This is a genomic window from Candidatus Binatota bacterium (genome assembly GCA_012960245.1).
Classification (GTDB): Bacteria; Desulfobacterota; Binatia; order UBA1149; family UBA1149; genus UBA1149.
The window spans coordinates 1-19518 of the sequence record DUBO01000051.1 but is presented as its reverse complement, the minus strand read 5'-3'; the positions used below and the strand labels follow the sequence as shown (position 1 = coordinate 19518).

Genomic DNA, 19518 nt, shown 5'->3' with positions numbered 1-19518 from the left:
ACGCGGTCGCCCTGGTGCACCGACGCGTAGGTGTCGGGTCGCTCGGCTGAAGTCTGATTAGCGTTCACGCACCGGTCATACACCCGCCGCGTACCTTAGCCCAGCCCGCTCAGCCGGATGTCGATCCCCCGTCATCGTCTTTCACGCGGGCGGGCGGGGGGCCTTGTTCGTAATGCTTACGTGCCTTCGAAAAATCCCAGCTGTATGCGCGCTCCAGCGGAATGCGCAGTATCACCCTGTCGCCCCTGCTTCGTCGCTGCTCGCGACTATTCGAGAACCAGTCGGGCATCTCTGCCATGCCACTGCCCAGCCGGTGGTCCTTCTCCTCGAGCGCGCCCTGCACGCGCTCAATCTCCGAGGGGTCCGTCACCGGTTCACAACGCCCTTCGATTCGCACGCCGCGCAGCTCAAAGTAGCTCTCCCCGGATTCAACCACCGCGCAGACACGGGGATCGTTGAGGATGTTCCTGTGCTTGGGGCTGCCGGTCCTCGTGTCGAGGTACACGCTCTCGCCCAGCTTGACGAACCAGAGCGGGTGGGCAACCGGCGATCCATCACGACGCAGCGTTGTCACGATGATCGTTCGCTGTGCGAGGAGAAACTCCTCGATCTCTTCGGGGCTCATGCTAGTCGCCACGCGAGTATCTCCAGGACGACAGAAGCGCCCGGGCCAAGGTCAGCCCCCACCTCCACCGTCGATAGTAGGCTTGGCGAGGCGCTTGCTGACATCCTCACCGAGCGCCAGGTCTTCCGCGTATTTATCCAGCCAGCTGTTGAAATCCGAAGAGCCCTTGCCCTCGGCGATTGCGCGCGGTGTCGCCACGATCTCGTAATCGGGGGGAAGAGGCGGATGGTCAGACGCGGGTTTACGCGCCATGACCTTGTCAATAATCGGCCCCATGCGTTCCGCCTTCCTGGCCGCGGCTTCCTTTTCGCGCTCCTTGAATTCGGGTAGGATCTTTTCAGCGAACAACTCCAGGCTCTCCATTATGTGTTCGTGTTTATTCTTACCCGCCGTCGTTGCAAAAATAACCTGGTCCACGCCGGCTTCTTCATAGCGGAGTAAATAATCGCGAACCTGGTCGGGTGTTCCCATCGCGCCGCGCAAGCCGCTGGTCCCCTCTTCGACGACCTTGGCGCCGAGCGTATCTTCATTATCCCGTGCGATCTTTATCGCGTCGGAATCGTACCCTTTTTCGGCCCGCAACTGGCGATACTCCTGCCACAGGTCGGTAGCGGCGGGCTTGTGCTTGCCAAAAACGTAGTAGTGGCCAAGTGAGTAGCCGATGAAGTTCACACCCTCGGCCCCACGGTCGATGGCTTGCTGCTCGTCCTCGTGACAGAAAAAAGTAGTTACCGCGGCCAGGTTGGCGTTTACTTCATCGCCAATCGGTACGCCCTCCTCCTCCAGCGTCGTGTAATAATCATCGACCCATTCCCTGGCCTCCTCGGGGTCGAAAAAGGCAAAACCCAGGGCGCCGATGCCGTGTTGTGCGGCCAGGTGTATCGTTTCTCGACGGGAGCAGGCGACCCACAGCGGCGGATGAGCTTTCTGCAACGGCTTGGGAACGACGTTGCGGGGAGGCATGTTGACAAACTCTCCCTTGATCCCTGTAAACGGCGCCTCAGTCATGCAGCGCACTGCAACCCGGAGCGTTTCCTCCCATATCTCGCGCTTCTTACCGGCATCAATCATGAAGCCGCCAAGTTCGGCCTCGGAGGAACCCTCCCCGGTGCCGAGTTCAGCGCGGCCATTGGAGAGAAGATCCAGGGTCGCGATCCTTTCGGCGATGCGTGCCGGATGGTTGATCTCGGGTAAGCACTGGACGATGCCGTGCGCCAGTCGAATGTTTTTCGTACGCATGGCCGCTGCTGCCAGGAACATTTCCGGAGCGGCGGAGTGGCTGTATTCTTCCAGGAAGTGATGCTCTACCGGCCACGCGTAGTCCAGGCCTATCCTGTCGGCCAGCTCTACCTGCTCCAGGGCTTGTTCCATCACGCGCTTGTCCGAATTCTCATCCCAGGGCTTGGGACAGGGATGGCTGATAAAAAGTCCAAACTTCATCGCCTACTTCCTTATAGCCACCGTGGTCAGGGCCTGGCCCATCTGCTTGACGATATCTTCGATCGTGGCGTAACCTTTTGCGTAATCCGACGGCGCCAGCCCACGACCGTGCGAGACCAGGGCTGTATCCACGTGCTTGCCCTTTTCCCTTAAAGCACCCACGGTGCACTGCTCCCTTGGGAGATGCTTGAAGGGATCGTAGTTGAACCACTTCATCGCGTTCTGGTAGGTGAGCTTATCGATTTCTTCGTCCGTCATGCCCTGGCCTTCGATCGACTTCCAGAACTTCTCGGCCGTGTGAGGCCAGGTGGTATCCGAATGTGGGTAGTCGGCCTCCCAGGCCATGTTATCTATGCCGATGAAATCGCGGTTGTGGATGCCGACCTTATCATCGATGAAGCAAGCCAGGATGTGCTCGCGGAAAATATCACTGGGCAGGCGGCCCTTACCCAGGTCGAGCTTGGTCCACCTGTGATGGTGCTCGTAGGTGTAATCCGCGCGTTCCATGAAATAGGGAACCCAGCCCGTACCACCTTCGGTCAACGCGAACTTCAGGTTGTCGTACTTCCGGATAAACTCTGAGAAGACCAGTTCCGTGGCAACGTTGTGAAGCGTGATCGGCAAGCTCGAGATCAGGATTTCGGCGGGGCCGTTCATGTCCTGCAGGTTGACCTGCGTGCCAGAACCAATGTGCAGGCAGATCGTGATGTTTTCCTCGTTGCAGACCTGCCAGATCGGCTCCCAGGAGGAGTCGTGGAAACTCTTGTAGCCAAGCGCGATCGGGTTGTCGGGCAGGCTTACCGCGTAACACCCCTTCTTCGCGCAGCGGCGGATCTCGTCGGCACCCAGCTGGGTGTCCCACATTACGGGCAACGAAAGCGGGATGAAGCGGCCCGGGTGCTTGCCGCACCACTCATCTATGTGCCAGTCGTTGTAGGCCCTGACTACGGCCAGCGCGAGGTCCTTGTCCTTGGTAATGTTCCACAGCTGCCCGACAAAGCCCGGGGCCGAGGCAAAGCAGATAGACCCGAGCACTCCGCTGGCGTTCATGTCGTCAACACGGGCGTCCACGTTGTAAGCGCCCGGCCGCATCTGGTCGAGCGCGGTGGGCTCCATGCCGTACTCCTCCGGTACCCGGCCGGCGACCGCGTTGACGCCGACGTTGGGCATCACCTTGCCGTCGTAGGACCAGATATCGGCGCCGTTAGTGTTGACGAGCCGCGGGGCCTGGTCTTTCCACTTTGCAGGAAGGTGCTTTTCCCACATGTCCGGGGGTTCACAGACGTGGTCGTCCACGCTCACCATGATCATGTCGTTAAGTTCCATCGTGACTCCTCTCCTCAGTAGCCCCTGTCGCAGCCAACTACCTATAGCAGCAACGTCTGCACGCAGCCCCGTCTCACGCCCCTAAAATTCCCGGCCCACACATTATAGTGGCAATGGCGCTTGTATACAGCCCCATGTATACGCTATGATATACATATGTCAAGGACTTCTTCCCAGGAGACCAGCGACGAGAGTCCGCGGCGGCTGCCCCGCGAGCAAAGGCGCGAATCGATCCTGGACGGTGCCACCCGCGCCTTTTCGAAGGCGGGTTTCGCTGCGACCACGATGCCCGATATCGCCACGGAATCGGGCATCACTCCCCTGATCGTCTACCGACATTTCGATTCAAAGGAAGACCTCTACCGCGCGGTCCTGGAACGCGTCTGCACCCGCCTCACCGGTGAGCTCCAGGCCGAACCGGAGCCCGGTGGATTCGGGATAGGGGCTCGCTCGGTGCTCGCCGCCGCCCGGCAGGACCCCGACGGTTTCCGCCTGCTGTGGAGACACGCCGCCCGCGAGCCACTTTTCTCTTCCTACGCGGCCGAGCTGCGGGAGTGGGCCGTCAAGGCCGCTGACACCAACCTGGGTGAGCGTGTCCCTGCCGATGCGATGAAGTGGGCCGCCCACGCGGTTGTAGGCTACCTGGTCGAGGCAGTCCTCAACTGGCTCGAGTTTGGCGACCCGCAGCGCGACGCGCTCTTCGTCAAGGCTACCAACACGGGCATGCGCGCGGGCGTAAAGGCCTGGTCGACCTAGTGCGAAGATCGATCTACAGGTGCCCCTGCAACGAAAGCGCCCTGGCGGACATCGTCCCTCGAGTCGAAGAGTCATGGCCCCCGGCTTGAGAGCCCCTCCCTTGCGCCGCTTGTACCACCGTGGACGACAAGCATAATCTGTCCCGAGGACAGCGACAGTGAAGGCCAACAACATGCAACCCGACGATCTGTATTACGACCCCTACGACTACGCGATAGACGCCGACCCGCACCCGGTCTGGCGGCGAATGCGTGACGAGGCCCCACTTTACTACAACCGGGAGTACGACTTCTACGCCCTGAGCCGTTACCGCGACGTGTACGACGCTTCGCTCGACCACCAGACCTTCAGCTCGGCACACGGTACGGTGCTGGAGCTGATGTCGCGCAAGCACGACTTCAGCACCATGATGATATGGCTCGACCCCCCCGATCATACCCAGTTGCGTAAACTCGTCGGACGCACGCTGACGGTCCGCCGCGTGGCCGAGCTCGAGCCCCGCATACGCTCGCTGTGCGCCGAGTACCTCGACCCCTTCGTCGGTAGCGCCGGCTTCGATTACGTCGAGGAGTTTGCTGCCCGCCTGCCGGTGATGGTCATAGGCTCACTGCTGGGGGTACCCGTCGAGGACCAGGACACAGTGCGTGGTTGGACCGACCAGAGCCTGCACGTCGAGCCAGGCGAAACTCAGTCGAACCGCGGTGCGGTCGAGGCCTGGGGCCACCTGCGCGAATATTTCCAGGAGCAGATCGACCAGCGCCGACGCGCCCCGAGCGACGACCTGATGAGCGATCTCGTGGCCAGCGAAATCGAGCTGGAAGACGGTTCAACCCGGCGATTGTCCGATGACGAAGTGCACGGATTCGTGAACCTGCTCTCTTCGGCGGGCAACGAAACCGTGGCCCGCCTGCTGGGCTGGACCGCGCTGCTGTTGTCCGAGCACCCCGAGCAGCGAGAGCAACTGGCCGCCGATGCGTCGCTTATACCCGGCGCAGTGGAGGAACTGTTGCGCTACGAGGCGCCCTCGCCAATACAGGCCCGCTATGTAACACGCGACGTTGAGCTGCACGGGCAGATCGTACCCGAGGGTTCTAAGATTGCCCTGCTTAACGGCTCGGCCGGCCGCGACGAACGCGAGTTTACCGATGCCGACCGCTTCGACATCACCCGCCCGATCGACTCGCACGTGTCGTTTGGCTACGGATTGCACTTCTGCATAGGCGCGTCGCTCGCGCGCATGGAGGCGCGGGTAGCCATAGAAGAAACGCTGGCAAGATTCCCACGCTGGGAGGCATCGCGAGAAAAGATCGAAATGGTTCACACCAGTACCGTGCGCGGACCATCGAGTGTTCACATAAGTCTCTGAACCTGGCCGGTCACCCGCCTGCGGATTCGCCGACACCACCGAGCACCGCGCTGTAGAAACGAACGAAGTCGGCCAGGTTATCTACCGTGACCCGTTCGTTGGTTCCGTGCACGCGACTGCGGTCGCCCGGCCGCATCCAGAACGGGATAAACCGGTAGACGTTGTCGGCAACGCCAGCGAAGTGACGCGAATCGGTTGCACCCACCACTATGCCCGGGGCTACCAGCACCTGCGGCCATACCGCCTTTATCGAGCGTTCAAGCAGCAGGTAACCGGCTGCGCCTGTTGAGGAGACCGGAGAGGGTTCGCTCAGCATGCCACCGGGCACCGGTCGCACCTCCACGTCATCATCATCTATCACCCGTCGTACACGTTCTGTTACCGAGTCGACCGAGTCGCGCGGGTGTACGCGAAAATTAACGACAGCCACGGCGCGCTGGGGCAGCACGTTCTCCTTGACGCTGCCCTCGAGCATGGTCGCTGCCGTGGTCGTACGCACAAAGGCCGCCGTCAGCGGGTTGCCCTCGAGCGACCTCACGACCAGCGGTTCGGCCAGCCACAGGTTGGCCATCGCGGCGCGTCGCCCCAGCGGCAGGTGCGGCGCCAGGGCCGCGAACATCTGCCCTGCTGCCCCATCAAGCGCTCCCGGGAACTGGTCGGCCTCCAGGCTCGTCACCGCGCGCGCCACCCGGCCGGCGGCCGTGTGAAGGGGCGGCATCGACGAATGTCCACCCTCGTCGGTGGCCACCAGTTCAAGACTCAAGTAACCCTTCTCGGCAGTGCCTATCATGGCCACCGGCTGGTCGAGGCCCTCCACCATGCCGTCGGTGACGACGAGACCCTCGTCGAGCACCCACGCCAGGCGAACGCCGCGGTCTTCGAGCAACCCTGCACCGGCCCTCGCCCCGGCCCCTCCGCCTACCTCCTCATCATGGCCGAAAAAGAAATACACCGTGCGTTGCGGCTGCCACCCACGGGCGAACATCCGCTCTGCAGCCTCCATGAGGCCCACCATCGACGATTTTACATCCAGCGTACCGCGTCCCCACACGCAGTCGCCTTCGATATCACCGCAGGGAGCGATGTCGCCGGCAAATGGCGGCCGGACCCAGTCGCCCTCGGTGCCGGGCTCCACGGGCACCACGTCCTGGTGGGCCATGAACAACACCGGCGCGAGCGCCGGGTCGCTTCCCTGCACGTGGTAGAGCAGGCTATAGCCACCAACGGTTTCCCGCTGCATGGCCGCGTGCACGGCCGGCCAGCTGGTCTGCATCCAGGCGTGCAGGCGTTTGAACTCACCCCATGCGACTTTGCCCGTGTCCAGGTTTGAAACGGTACGGAATCTGACCGCCTCACCCATACGCGTGGCTACGGCCGCTGCGTCAACCTCCATCTCAAGGCGGGGCACCTTGACCTGCGCGCTGTCCAGACCCACCGTGCGCACCATTACGACCGCCGTTACCAGGGCAAATACCCCCGCGGCTACCATGACTGCTTTCTTCATAGCTGTTTGATCACACCCCCGAGCAGGCATACTGCCAGAGGGCCGTGCCTAGGGGGAGACGCCGTCCTTTTTACTCGAGGCAGCCCACGCGCTAGGAAAGCCACTAGCCATGAGCCGCCAGTATACAAGCACCGCAAGAAACCCGACCGCCGCCGGCGTCGCTGAGCTGGTAGCCAACCGACCCACCTTCTTCGACATGAAGCCAGCCTGGCAGACCACCGCCACGCCCATCAACGACTTCATCTGCATGTCCGAGGGGTGTTCGAACTCCTACATGCTGGTGACCAGTGCGGGCCGGGTGATCATAAACACCGGCATGGGTTTCGAGGCTCCCGTGCACAAGCGCGTGTTCGACCAGGCCTGCGACGGACCGACCACGCACATCATCACCACCCAGGGACACGTGGACCACCTGGGCGGCGTGTCGCGCTTTCGCGAGGCCGACACGGCCTACATCGCCCAGGCCAACAACGCGGCCTGCCAGCACGACGACAGCCGTATCGCCACGGTGCGAGTAAACCAGTCGGGCACCTGGTTTCAGCACGTGTTCGACTACGCCACCGAGGTGGCAGCCCGGGACCCCTCGGCCTTCGAACAGGATGTGCCCGAGCCCGACATTACTTTTGAAGACCGTCTCGAACTCGACTGCGGTGGGCTCAAGCTCGAGCTGCTGGCCGTACCCGGCGGTGAGACCGCAGACAGCTGCCTCGTGTGGTTGCCCGAGCACGGGATACTTTTCAGCGGTAATACCGTCGGCCCGTTGTTTCCGCACTTTCCCAATATCAACACCATACGCGGCGACCGCTATCGTTTTCTCGAGCCCTACATGCGGGCCGTCGACCGCATGCGTAGCCTTGAACCCGAGCTGCTGGTGACCGGCCACTTTGCGCCCATCGCCGGCCGTGAACTCATACGCGACAGCCTCGACCAGCTTTACCGCGCCGCCGACCACGTGCACGGCGCCACGCTGGCGGGAATGAACGAAGGCAAGGACGTTTCCACCCTCATGCGAGAGGTCGACCTGCCCGACGATGTCGTCATAGGCCAAGGCTACGGCAAGGTGAGCTGGGCCGTGCGCACGATCTGGGAAAGCTACATGGGATGGTTCAAGGCGGGGTCTACCACCGAGCTCTACCCCACCCCTGCCCGCGAAGTGAGCGCCGAGCTGGCCGGGCTGGCCGGCGTCAACGCCATAACCACCCGAGGGCGCGCCCTGCTCGATGCCGGCAACCCGGAGGCGGCGCTGCACCTGGCAGAGCTGGCCGCCGCCGCTGACACTGCCGACGACAACGACAAGGCCGCGCTGCAACTCCTGCTTGACGTACACCTCGCCCTGCGCGAGCGCGCCTCGGTGTCCAAAGCCGGCGCCAACTTCTGGGAGGACGGCTGGCTGGCGAAAGAAATCGCCCGCCTGCAGAGTCTACTGGGCCATAGCTGAAGATGAGCCGCCGAAGATGAGCGACGAGATCCGCATATCCGACCTCTCGCAGCCCCAACTCGACGACACCCAGCGCGCTGCTATGGCCTGGGCCGACAACCTGGACATAGAGCTGACGATTGACTCGATACTGGGCCAGGCCCGCGAAACCACCGGTCTCGTCGATTTAGGACCAGAAGATTTCATCGAGCGACTGGGCTTGCTCTGCGACGAGTGGAGTACTGACCACGAGCTCACCGCGCTCGGCCGCCTCACGCTGCGCAACAAGCTGCTGCAACACGCCACCAGTCGCCTCCTGATACAGGATTGCTGGACACGGCACCCCGAGATTCTCGACACAGCCATTGAACGGCCGATCATAGTGGTGGGCCTGCCCAGGTCGGGCACCACCCACCTGCTCAACACCCTGGCTGCCGACCCACGCCTGCGCTCGCTGCCACTTTGGGAATCCTACGAACCGCTTCCGCTTCCGGGTGAGCCCTCCACCGGGGACGAGAACGACCCGCGCTGGTTCCGTTGCGAGAAAGCCTGGGAAGGAATGCAGGCCGTGACTCCCCACCTCGCGGCCATGCACCCGATGAACCCCGACCACGTGCACGAAGAACTCGAACTCATGGGCCCCGACTTCGCCTCGTACAACTACGAGTGGTTGGCTCACTCACCGCGCTGGCGCGACCACTACCTGGGGCATGATCAGCAACCCCACTATGACTACATGAAGAACGTGCTCAGGCTGCTGGCCTGGCGCGACCAACAGGCTGGTCTCGCGAGCGGCAAGCAGGCTAGCGGCGACCCAGCGCAGCGCTGGGTACTCAAGTGTCCCCAGCACCTTGAACAGTTGCCCGCGCTCACGCGGACCTTTCCAGACGCGACGGTCGTCGTGACCCACCGCGACCCGGTGGCGGTAATACAATCAACCGTGACCATGCTGGCCTACGGGCAGAGAGTCAGCCGGCGCCGCGTGCTCGTAGACGAACTGCTGGAGTACTGGACAGCGCGGGTGGAGCAACTGCTCGCGGCCTGCGTGCGCGACCGGGGACTGCTCGCACCCGCGCACAGCATGGACCTGCATTTTTCTGATTTCATGGCCGACGAGGAGGGCTCTATAGCCGCGGTATACCAACTGGCGGGCCTTGAGCTCGACGCCGACACGCTGGAGGCCATAGCCGATTACCGCCGTCGGCACCCGCGCGACCGCGGTGGACGCGTTCTCTACGACCTGGCCGGCGACTTTGGCACCGACCCCGACGAGCTACGCAAGCGTTTTGATTTCTACAGCTCGCGCTTCCCTGTAGAAACTATCGCGGGAGAGTAGCAAATGAAGATTCACAGCGATTCATTCAACGACGGACAGCCCCTGCCCCCCGAGTTTGCCGCGGGTGTGCCCGGCGACGATGGACCGGTGCCCGGCCCGAATCGCAGCCCCCACCTGGCCTGGAGCGAGCTGCCGGTGGGCACTCAATCGATGGCCATCGTCTGTCATGACCGCGACGCACCCACGCGCCCCGACCTCGTGAACCGCAGCGACGCGACGGTACCCTACGACATCCCGCGTGTTGATTTTGATCACTGGGTGCTCGTCGACATCCCCGCGTCCATGGGAGAACTTGCCGTTGCTACAGACGGCGAAGGCTTTACCGCGCGGGGCAAACAACCCGGCCCCACCGCCCACGGCTGCCGTGGCATCAATGACTTCACCAACTGGTTTGCCGACGACGAGGACATGAGCGGCGATTACGGTGGATACGACGGACCCTGGCCTCCCTTCAACGACGAACGCCTTCACCACTACGTGTTCACCGTTTATGCTTTGGACATCCAAAAGCTCGAACTGGGCAGTCGCTTCACCGGCGGCGACGCGATCAATGCCATGGAAGGGCACGTGCTGGACCTGGCCTCCATAGTGGCCACTTACTCCCTGCACCCCGACCCGCAGGATTGAAGATCGTGGCCTCCACCAGCACTAGCAACACTGGATCCACCATGCCGGCCGTGCAGGTACACGGCCCCGGTGTCGCGCAGGTCGATCGTATCGCCGTGCCCTCGCCCGGGCCCGACGACGTCGTGGTGGCCGTTGAGTACTGCGGCATCTGCGGCTCCGACCTCGGCTACATAGGCATGGGCTCCATGGCCGGTGGCGACCGCCCCATGCCGCTGGGGCACGAGCTGTCGGGCGTGGTGGTCGAAACCGGCAACAGGGTCAGCGCCACGCGCGACGGTGATCGAGTGGTCGTTAACCCCATGGCCAACGGCAATACCATTGGCAACGGTGGACCGGAGGGCGCTTTTGCTCCTCTTCTCCTGGTGCGCAATGCCGAGAAGAACGAATCCTCGCTGTTCAAACTGCCCGAGTCGCTCGGAATGGAAGAAGGCGCCCTGGTAGAACCACTGGCCGTGGGCATGCACGTTGCCAGGCAAGGCAAGGCGCAGGCGGGTGACCGGGCGGTCATCATGGGCGCCGGTCCCATAGGGCTGTGCACGCTGCTCGTGCTGCGCCACCTCGGCCTTGAGAACATAGTGATCGTGGACCTGTCAGCCAAACGCCTGGCCATGGCCGCGCAACTTGGTGGCACTGTTTTCTGCCCCGACCAGGACGACCCGACCTCGCTGCCGACCTTCCTGCTCAAGCAGCACGGTGCTGCCGAGCTCATGGGCGGCCCGGTGCCGGCCAGCGAGCTCTACGTTGAGGCCACCGGCGTGGGCAGCGTGTTTACCCAGGTGGTACACCAGGCCCGCAGCGGCGCGCGCGTTGTCGTAGCCGGCCTGCAAAAGGCGCCGGTGGCGGTCGACATGGTCAACCTGCTCATGCGCGAACTCGTTATTACCGGCTCCATGGCCTACCCGGACGAGTTTCCCGACGTGATAGAGATGCTCGCGGCCGGACAGGTCGACGCCTCTGCGCTGGTGAGCCATCGCTTTGCACTGGCCGAATTTGACCGCGCACTGGCGACGGCCCAGGACCCCGACGAGGCCATCAAGGTGCTTGTCGACTGCCGCCCGGAGGAGAACTGAACAAGTGGCCAACGCGACAGCCAACTACGACTACAGCGGAACCCGGGTGCTGGTAACGGGCGGCAGCAACGGTATTGGCCTGGGTATCGCCCGCGCATTTGCCGACGCCGACGCGTCGGTGGTGATAACCGGCACCCGCGCCGCGGCCGCCGATTATGACAACGACCTGTCGAGCTTTGACTACAGGCAACTCGACGTACGCGATCGCGCCCAGATTGTAACGGTAGCCGAGAGCCTCGACCGTCTCGATGTGCTCTGCAACAACGCGGGCGCGAGCCTGCCCGGGGGCCGCGACGAGTACGACCCCGAGGTCTTCGAAGAAGCCGTAAGCATAAACTTGTTCTCGGCCTTCCACCTGGCCTCGGCCTGCCGCGAAATGTTGGCCGCCAGCCCCCTGGCCGCCGCCCTGCTGGCTGACCAGGGCTCCAGCACCCAGGCTCGATCGGCCGCCGGCGCGAGCGTCATCAACACCGCCTCGTTGACGTCGTTTTTCGGCGTGGCCGTGGTGCCGGGCTACGGCGCCGCCAAGGCCGGGCTGGCCCAACTGGGCAAGACCCTGGCCATCGCCTGGGCGCCGCAGGGCATACGCGTAAACGCCATCGCCGCGGGCATGATAGAGACCCGCATGACGGCGATCGTGAAAGAAACCCCCGAGATGAACGAGCCGGTTCTCGCGCGCACTCCACTCGAGCGCTGGGGCCGCCCCGACGACGTGGCCGGCGCCGCGCTGTTCCTGGCCAGCAGCCAGGCCTCGTTCGTGACCGGCAGCACGCTGGTCGTGGACGGTGGCTACTCGGTGATGGGATGAGCAAGTCCGCCAACACACCAGCCCTGCCGCCGATAGACCAGGTGGGCTTCGTGGTGAGCGACCTCGACCAGGCCGTGGCCCGTTACGAGGCACTGTACGGCCCGTTTACCTTCATGGACGCCGAAGTCAGCGGCGCTGATTTTCATGGCCGTAAGGCTGACTGCCGGCTGCGCATTGCATTTGGTCACAGCGGCCCCCTCGAGATCGAGTTCATACAGCCCGTCGAAGGCGAGAGCCCGCACGCGGAGTTCCTGGCCGGGGGTGGCGAGGGCATGCACCACCTGCGCTACCGCGTCGAAGACCACGACGCCACCGTAGCCCTGCTGGCAGAGCTGGGCTACGCGTCGGTATGGAGCAAGCACCTCGACGAAACCACGGCCTTCAGTTACCTCGAACGCGACGGCGATCCGCTGGTCATCGAAATACTCCAGATGCCGGTCTGACTGCGCCCCGGCCAGGCTTACCCGGCCAGGCTTACCCGGCCAGGTTTACCCGGCCAGTAGGCTGTCGGCCAGGCGTTGCCGTTCCTGCTGAGCGTCGCCGAGCAGCACCGACTGGGAACGAGCGCGCCTGTAGTAGTGGTGAGCAGAATGCTCCCAGGTAAAGCCCATCCCACCGTGCAGGTGGATGAGATCAGCAGCCGTTCGCGCAAAAGCATCGCAGCACATCGACCTGGCCATGGGCGCGGCCTCGACAAGTTCGGCGGCATCCTCGTCGGCAGCCCACCATGCCCAGTAGGCCGCCGAGCGGGCGAGCTCCAGGTACAGGCGGCCATCGGCCAGTCTATGCTTTACCGCCTGGAAGCTGCCGATGGTGCGCGAAAACTGCATGCGCTCCTTGGCCCAGGCGATGGCCTGCTCCTGGCACGCCCCGGCTGCGCCGACCTGCTCGGCGGTCATCGCCGCGCGCGCGCGGTTGAGCGCCCGCGCGGTTGACTCCTGGCCACTGGCCACGGCCAGGTGCCGCGCGGGAACAGCAGACAAGGCCAGGTCACCCACCGAGCGGGTCAGGTCAAGGCTGCTGGTCTGCTTGATCGTCAAGCCCCGGGCGTCTGACGCGACTGCAAACAAAACGGCGTCGCCTTCGTGATCGGCCCACAGCAACAGCAGGTCGGATTGGGCCGCGAAGGGAACGTGCGCGCAGCTGCCGTCGATCTGCCAGCCACCGGCCTCGCCCGGCCGAGCCTTGAGCGTCGGCAGTTTACCGTCGGCCACCGCCAGGTAACCCGCCACATCGACCGTGGCCAGCTGTTTACCCGCCGCCAAGGGTGGCAGCAGCTCGGACTGGGCGTCTTCGTCGGCCAGCTCCAGCAGCAAGCCCGTTGCCAGGCAGGCCGAGGTCCAGAGCGGACCGCCCGCCAGTTGCCGGCCGAGTTCTTCGAGCGCGATGCCCATTTCGAGATAGCCGAAACCCGCGCCGCCGAGTCGCTCGGGCACGAGCAGCCCTGCAAGACCCAGCTCGGCGCTCGCCTGTTGCCAGGCCTTTCTGTCGTAGACTTCGCCGTCGTCTGCACCCGCCAGTGTGCTCACTCCTTCGAGCGACCAACGCTGCCCGGCAAAGCGTCGTACGATCTCGCGGAACTGCTCCTGCTCTTCGCTGAAACCGAAGTTCATCCTGCTGCATTCCAGGCGCTCATGATCCGGCCGGTAGATCCTCGAAGGGTGTGTCGGCCCACGGGTCTTCTTCGCGCGGCAGGCCGAGCACCTGCTCGGCGATTATGTTGCGCTGCACTTCGTCGGTGCCGCCGCCAATACGCAGGCCAGGGGCAAAATAAAAACGGTGCTGGGCTTCGCCCTCGCCCGTGAGCGCCGCCCTGCCCTCGGCTCGCATCATGACGTCGGCCGCTTGTTCAAAAATTTCGGCGATCGCCAGTTTCATGACCGACGCCTCGGCCGTGGGATCTTGGCCGCGGCCGAGCTTGGTGTTTACGCGCGCGTTGAGCAGCTCGAGACTGCGCGACCACGCGTAGAGCCCCGCGAGGCGGTCGCGCAACAACTGGTCGGGCGCGGGAATATTCTCGCGCAAATGGGCCAGCACCTCGTCAAAGCTGAACATGCGCGAGGCCGAGCCTATCGACATGCGCTCGTGCAACAGCGTGGTACGGGCTATCGGCCAGCCCTGCCCCTGTTCGCCCAGGCGGTTGGAATCGGGTACGCGCACGTCGTCGAGAAAAACTTCGTTGAAGTGAGCGCCACCGCTCATGTCGCGCAAAGGGCGTACCTCTATGCCGGGCGTTTTCATGTCGACGAGAAAATAGCTGAGGCCCTTGCGCTTGGGCAGCGAGGGGTCGGTACGCGCAATAATGAATCCCCAGTCGGCGTGGTCGGCAAAGGTCGACCATACTTTCTGACCGTTGATGACCCACTGGTCCCCGTCGCGCTCTGCACGGGTACGCAGGCCGGCCAGGTCACTGCCCGCGGAGGGTTCGCTGAAGAGCTGGCACCACATGAGCTCGCCCCTGAGTGTCGGTTCGAGAAAACGGCTTTTCTGCTCGTCGTTGCCGTAAGCAATAATGGTGGGTCCGGCCATCGCTATGCCGCCCATCAGCGATGTTTCGGTGATGCCAACGCGCGCGAGCTCCTCGTTCCACACCACCTGCTCAATGGGGCCCAGGCCGCGGCCGCCGTACTGTTGGGGCCACATGATCGCGCCCCAGCCAGCGTCGGCCAGCAGGCGCTGCCAGCGCCTTGATGCGGCCACCACTGCCTCGTGGTCGGCGTCGGGGCCGGTGTTGGCACCCTCCTGGGCGGCAGCGTTTTCAGCCAGGAAAGCACTCGCATCGGCCCGAAATGCCGCCTCCAGCGGGCTGTCATTGAAGTCCATCGCCCGACTAGAACACGTTCTATTTCCCAACGCCAAAAAGGGGAACATCGGTACTCTTCCCTTGACCGAGCTGGGACGGACAGACAGGTTGCGAGGCTATGGCCATTGATTTCAGCTTCCCACCCGAGATTGAAAAACTTCGCGAGCGCGTGCGCGAGTACATCGAAGACGTCGTCCTTCCCGCCGAGCGCGAGATAGAGGAGTCGGGCGAGGCCCGTGATGTGCTCATAGGAGGCGTCAAGAAAATGCGCCGCGAGGCCCGCGAGCGCAGCCTCTGGTTACCGCACATGCCCGAGGAATACGGCGGCATGGGCCTGGGCCACGTTGCCATGGCGGCGGTGTCGGCCGAGGCCGCGCGCGCGCGCTTCGGACCCTTTGCCTTGAATGCCCAGGCTCCCGACGAGGGCAACATGCACACCCTGCTGCACTGGGCCACCGACGACCAGAAAGAAAAATACCTGCGCCCGCTGTGCGATGGTCGCGTCCGCTCCTGTTTTGCGATGACCGAGCCCGAGGTTGCCGGCAGCGACCCCTCCCTCATCCAGACCCGCGCGCAACTGGAGGGCGACCAGTGGGTTATCAACGGACACAAGTGGTTCATCTCGGGGGCCAACCGTGCCGCCTTTGCCATTCTCATTGCCCGTACCGAGGACGAGCCCGACGACCCGCGGGCGGCAAACTCGGCCTTTCTCGTTGACCTGCCGACCGACGGCTGGGAAGAAGTGCGCGACATCGAGACCATGTCGGGCGGCCACAACCACTGCGAAATACGATTGGACAACCTCCGCCTGCCCCGCGAAGCCATGCTCGGTGGCCGCGGCGACGGACACCGGCTGGGACAGTACCGCCTGGGGCCGGCACGACTGGCGCACTGCATGCGCTGGCTGGGGCAAGCCGAACAAGCGCTCGAGATGATGGTGGAACGCGCGGCAAGCCGCTACGCCCACGGCAGCTACCTGTCCGAAAAGCAGGGCATACAGTGGATGATTTCTGACTCCACCATCGAGCTCTACCAGGCCAAGCTCATGATCCTGCACACCGCCTACCTCATTGACCGCGGCGACGATTTCAAGAGCGAGTCGTCGATGACCAAGTACTTCGTGGCCACGATACTGGGACAGATCATCGACCGCGCCATACAGGTACACGGAGCGCTGGGCTACTCGACAGACACACCGCTGGCGAAAATGTCGCAACAGGCACGCTGGGCTCGTTTTGCCGACGGCGCCGACGAGGTACACCGTTGGCGCATCGCACTTCGCACGCTGGAAAGCTGGAAACGCGACGGCAATCTCAAGGCAGCCACCGGCAACCTGCCACTGTAGGCGAGGGAGAAGCATACATGCCGACCGTGATAGAAAAACTCGAAGACGGCGTGCTGCTGCTCACGCTCAACCGCCCCGAGGCAAAAAACGCTTTTAACGCCGAGCAGTGGCGCGAGGCCCGCTTGTCCATGCAGCGGGCGATGTCTGACGACGCGGTACGAGTGGTCGTGGTCACCGGCGCTGGCGGTGCCTTTACCGCCGGCCAGGACCTGGGCGAAATGGGCGCCCTCGACACCTCGGATTCGTCAACCGAGAACGGCTTCTCGCTGTTCATGGACGCGCTGGTCGAGTTCGACAAGCCCTTGATTGCGGCCGTCAATGGCGTTGGCGTGGGCATCGGGCTGACCATGCTGCTGTACTGCGACTACGTTTACATGTCGTCCGACGCGCGTCTGCGCGCGCCCTTCATCACCCTGGGCGTGGTGCCCGAAGCAGCCAGTAGTTACCTGCTGCCGGTGGTCTGCGGCTGGCGTGCTGCCGTTGACCTGCTGTTTGAATCCGATTTCGTAGACGCCGACCGCGCCCTGGAACTAAACCTCGCCACCCATCTGTGCCAGCCTGAACAGGTGCTTGGGATGGCGCTCGAGCGAGCCGTGCGACTGGCGGCTAAACCCCTGGGGTCACTGCGTCACACCAAGCGATTGCTCATAGCCTCGCGCAACGAGCAGGTAGTTTCCGCCCGCCGCCGCGAAGACGAGGCTTTCATTGGACGCATAGGCAGCCCTGAAAACGTGGAGGCCATCACTGCCTTCTTCGAAAAGCGTGCTGCGAATTTCAACGGCGTTCCGTCCCACGACAAGGACGAGTAATCCCCTATTCGACCTGTTCGCGGGCCCAGCGATAGTCGGCCTTACCACTGGGGCTGCGCTGGATCTCTTCGCGAAACACGAAGGCCTTGGGCAGCTTGTAGCGCGCCACGTGCAGGGCGGCTTCCGCCAGGAGTTCTGCTTCGCCCGCGGTTGCGCCGTCGCGCAGGTGGACGACAGCCACCACCTCCTGGCCCCAACGGTCACTGGGACGGCCGGCCACCACGGTGTCGTAAACGTCCGCGTGGTGCTTGAGCGCGGCTTCGACCTCCTCGGCAAAGATTTTTTCACCACCCGAATTGATAGTCACCGAATCTCGCCCGAGTACGTCGATGATCCCACCCTCGCGCCAACGCGCGCGGTCGCCCGGCACCGAGTAACGCACGCCGTCTATGACCGGAAAAGTACGCGCGGTCTTTTCAGCGTCGTCGAGGTACCCCAACGGCACCCGCCCGGTCTGGGCAAACCAGCCGGTTTCGTCGTCACCCGGCTTGAGCAAGCGTGACAGGTCTTCTGACACGACGCAGGAACCCGGCGCGGGTAGAAAATCGCCCGTCGTCACGCCACTGTCGCGATTGCTGGGGTTGCTCCCCTGCATGCCGGTCTCTGATGAACCGATAGAGTCCATTATGGTTGCGTGCGGCACCAGCTCGAGCAGCGCCTCCTTGTTGTCGGTCGAAAGCGGAGCCCCGCCCGAGCCGATGATCATCAACCCGGAGAGGTCGTAGTCGCCGCGCTTCATCTCATCGATCAGCGGACGCGCAAACGCGTCGCCCACCATGGAGAACGATACGCATTTTTCGCGCACAAGGGTCGAGAGAAAATCAGCCGGGTCGAGCTTCTCTACTACTTCGGGAATGACCAGGGTGGCGCCCATGCACATCATCAAAAAACTCGCCCACTGGGCGGCTCCGTGCATGAGCGGCGGCCCGACAACAGCCGAAAAAGGAGCCGAGTCGGCGGCCTGTTTGAACAACGCGTCGTTCGATTCGAGTTCAACGCCATCGATACCGCGACCGCCCATGGCAGCGATAAAAACATCGGCCGACCGCCACAGCACGCCCTTGGGCATCCCCGTAGTACCTCCCGTGTAGAGCACGTAGAGATCATCGGGAGAAGGCTCCACCGAATCGGGCAAGGCCGGTGCCGAGGCCAGCACCTCTTCATAGTCCACCGCCCCTGCAAGCAACTCGTTGCCCGAATCATCGGCGACCTGGATGAGCAGCTCGACTTTGGGCAGTTTTTCGCGGACGGCGGCCACCTGCGGCGCGAACACGGAGTTGAATATGATCGCGCGTGCGCCGCTGTTTTCAAACAGGTACTGTAGCTCTTCCTCGACGTAGCGGTAGTTGACGTTGAGCGAAGCCGCCCGCGTGTACCAGCAGCCGAGCATCCCCTCGAGATACTCGTTGCCGTTATAGAGATACAGGCCCACGTGGTCCTGCCCCGACTCGTGGCCGGCCAGTCCATCGCGCTCAATGCGGCAGCCCAGCCCGCGCGAGTGCAGGTAGCCTGCCAGTCGTCGCGAACGCTCGTGGACCTGCGAGTAAGTCAGCCGGCGATCGCGCCAGACCAGTAGCTCGCGATCGGGCATGGCTGAAGCAAGGGTGTCAAAAACCTGTGCAAACGAAAATTCCATTCGGCAGTTCTAACAGAGCGCATTGCTCACGCCACCTCGCAGCACGGGCGAAGCAAAGAAAAACCCCGGGTTCCGCGAGGGAACCCGGGGCATCCGTGGCCGGGGAGAGGCCACGTGGCCGGCAGGGGGAGTTACCGGCCGGGGTCAGTCTATTTCAGCCCAGGCAGAAATCACTGGCCACGTTGTTGGTCTCGTCCGACTCTACCTCAGTACCCGCCGAATCCACCGTGATCTTAAACTGGCAGTCAGGCTGGTAACACCAGCTCGGGCCAACCGGGAAAGGCACCGCCACCGAAGTCGAAACACCCGCGCCAAGAGCGGGCACCGACGCACTGTTGATGACCGGACCAGTGGCCGTCTGGAACTCCACCGACACCTGTGTAGGTCCGGCGTTGGCGGCACCCTGGTTTTCCACGGTCACGAGCAGGTTAGCAGCAGCCGCATCCCGCATGCAGAAACTACCCGTCAAGGGACTTGCCACCGGGATCAGGTCCGGCAGATCGTTGTTGTCGAACACCTTCCAGGCGGGCGTGCACATCTTGGTGGTCTTGAAACCGGCGATCTCGCGCTGGCCGAACTGGTCAACCACGTCCTGGGCACTGGGCGGCATCGCGCCAGTAGGATCCTTGGGGCAGCGGATCTTGTAGCAG

18 protein-coding genes are annotated in these 19518 nt (G+C 63.5%); 10 read left to right on the top strand and 8 right to left on the bottom strand.

Features of this window, described 5'->3' with window-relative positions:
• Window positions 1–109 precede the first annotated feature (109 nt).
• Genes EYQ35_09755 through EYQ35_09745 form a run of 3 tightly spaced genes read right to left on the bottom strand, consistent with a single transcriptional unit; the run spans window position 110 to window position 3391 of the window.
• Window positions 110–637 (bottom strand): pyridoxamine 5'-phosphate oxidase family protein, encoded by a 528-nt coding sequence (locus EYQ35_09755; protein HIF64421.1) that lies wholly within the window; start codon window positions 635–637, stop codon window positions 110–112.
• A gap of 39 nt (window positions 638–676) precedes the next feature.
• On the bottom strand, window positions 677–2065 hold the full coding sequence (locus tag EYQ35_09750; protein ID HIF64420.1) for an LLM class flavin-dependent oxidoreductase: 1389 nt from the start codon (window positions 2063–2065) through the stop codon (window positions 677–679).
• Window positions 2066–2068: 3 nt separating this feature from the next.
• The gene (locus EYQ35_09745; protein ID HIF64419.1) at window positions 2069–3391 is read right to left on the bottom strand and encodes an amidohydrolase; all 1323 of its coding nucleotides are present in this window, start codon (window positions 3389–3391) and stop codon (window positions 2069–2071) included.
• 156 nt (window positions 3392–3547) lie between these two features.
• On the opposite strand from EYQ35_09745, the gene EYQ35_09740 reads away from it, so the two are divergent.
• Window positions 3548–4147, top strand: a complete 600-nt coding sequence (locus EYQ35_09740; GenBank protein ID HIF64418.1) for a TetR/AcrR family transcriptional regulator — start codon at window positions 3548–3550, stop codon at window positions 4145–4147.
• Between the two features lie 172 nt (window positions 4148–4319).
• Complete coding sequence (locus tag EYQ35_09735; protein ID HIF64417.1) at window positions 4320–5513, top strand: cytochrome P450; 1194 nt, start codon at window positions 4320–4322, stop codon at window positions 5511–5513.
• 10 nt (window positions 5514–5523) lie between these two features.
• Here EYQ35_09735 and EYQ35_09730 read toward each other — a convergent pair whose 3' ends face one another.
• Window positions 5524–7047 carry a M20 family peptidase gene (locus EYQ35_09730; GenBank protein ID HIF64416.1) on the bottom strand — a complete coding sequence of 508 codons (1524 nt, stop codon included), beginning with the start codon at window positions 7045–7047 and terminating at the stop codon, window positions 5524–5526.
• A gap of 79 nt (window positions 7048–7126) precedes the next feature.
• On the opposite strand from EYQ35_09730, the gene EYQ35_09725 reads away from it, so the two are divergent.
• The 6 genes from EYQ35_09725 to EYQ35_09700 are packed head-to-tail and all read left to right on the top strand — an operon-like array spanning window position 7127 to window position 12718.
• Complete coding sequence (locus EYQ35_09725; GenBank protein HIF64415.1) at window positions 7127–8455, top strand: MBL fold metallo-hydrolase; 1329 nt, start codon at window positions 7127–7129, stop codon at window positions 8453–8455.
• Window positions 8456–8471: 16 nt separating this feature from the next.
• Window positions 8472–9770 carry a sulfotransferase gene (locus tag EYQ35_09720; protein HIF64414.1) on the top strand — a complete coding sequence of 433 codons (1299 nt, stop codon included), beginning with the start codon at window positions 8472–8474 and terminating at the stop codon, window positions 9768–9770.
• A 3-nt stretch (window positions 9771–9773) separates the two neighbouring features.
• Window positions 9774–10397: a YbhB/YbcL family Raf kinase inhibitor-like protein gene (locus EYQ35_09715; protein ID HIF64413.1), complete on the top strand. Its 624-nt coding sequence runs from the start codon at window positions 9774–9776 to the stop codon at window positions 10395–10397.
• A 5-nt stretch (window positions 10398–10402) separates the two neighbouring features.
• Window positions 10403–11467, top strand: a complete 1065-nt coding sequence (locus EYQ35_09710) for an alcohol dehydrogenase (protein ID HIF64412.1) — start codon at window positions 10403–10405, stop codon at window positions 11465–11467.
• Window positions 11468–11471: 4 nt separating this feature from the next.
• Window positions 11472–12275, top strand: coding sequence for an SDR family oxidoreductase (locus EYQ35_09705; protein HIF64411.1), 804 nt, complete (start codon window positions 11472–11474; stop codon window positions 12273–12275).
• Window positions 12272–12718 carry a hypothetical protein gene (locus tag EYQ35_09700; protein ID HIF64410.1) on the top strand — a complete coding sequence of 149 codons (447 nt, stop codon included), beginning with the start codon at window positions 12272–12274 and terminating at the stop codon, window positions 12716–12718. Before EYQ35_09705 ends, EYQ35_09700 begins: the two co-directional genes overlap by 4 nt.
• 45 nt (window positions 12719–12763) lie before the next feature.
• On the opposite strand, the gene EYQ35_09695 is transcribed toward EYQ35_09700, so the two are convergent.
• The gene (locus EYQ35_09695; protein ID HIF64409.1) at window positions 12764–13888 is read right to left on the bottom strand and encodes an acyl-CoA dehydrogenase; all 1125 of its coding nucleotides are present in this window, start codon (window positions 13886–13888) and stop codon (window positions 12764–12766) included.
• Window positions 13889–13907: 19 nt separating this feature from the next.
• Complete coding sequence (locus EYQ35_09690) at window positions 13908–15146, bottom strand: acyl-CoA dehydrogenase (GenBank protein HIF64408.1); 1239 nt, start codon at window positions 15144–15146, stop codon at window positions 13908–13910.
• A 50-nt stretch (window positions 15147–15196) separates the two neighbouring features.
• Between EYQ35_09690 and EYQ35_09685 the strand changes: the two genes are divergently transcribed.
• Together EYQ35_09685 and EYQ35_09680 are read left to right on the top strand one after the other, a co-directional pair.
• A complete protein-coding gene (locus EYQ35_09685; GenBank protein HIF64407.1) occupies window positions 15197–16423 on the top strand; it encodes an acyl-CoA dehydrogenase in 1227 nt (408 codons plus the stop codon).
• 17 nt (window positions 16424–16440) lie between these two features.
• Entirely contained in the window at window positions 16441–17232 is a 792-nt protein-coding gene (locus EYQ35_09680; GenBank protein ID HIF64406.1) for a hypothetical protein, read from the top strand.
• Between the two features lie 4 nt (window positions 17233–17236).
• Here the strand turns inward: EYQ35_09680 and EYQ35_09675 are convergent, their stop codons facing one another.
• Entirely contained in the window at window positions 17237–18868 is a 1632-nt protein-coding gene (locus EYQ35_09675) for an acyl-CoA synthetase (GenBank protein ID HIF64405.1), read from the bottom strand.
• A gap of 154 nt (window positions 18869–19022) precedes the next feature.
• Window positions 19023–19478, bottom strand: coding sequence for a hypothetical protein (locus tag EYQ35_09670; protein HIF64404.1), 456 nt, complete (start codon window positions 19476–19478; stop codon window positions 19023–19025).
• Between the last annotated feature and the right edge of the window lie 40 nt (window positions 19479–19518).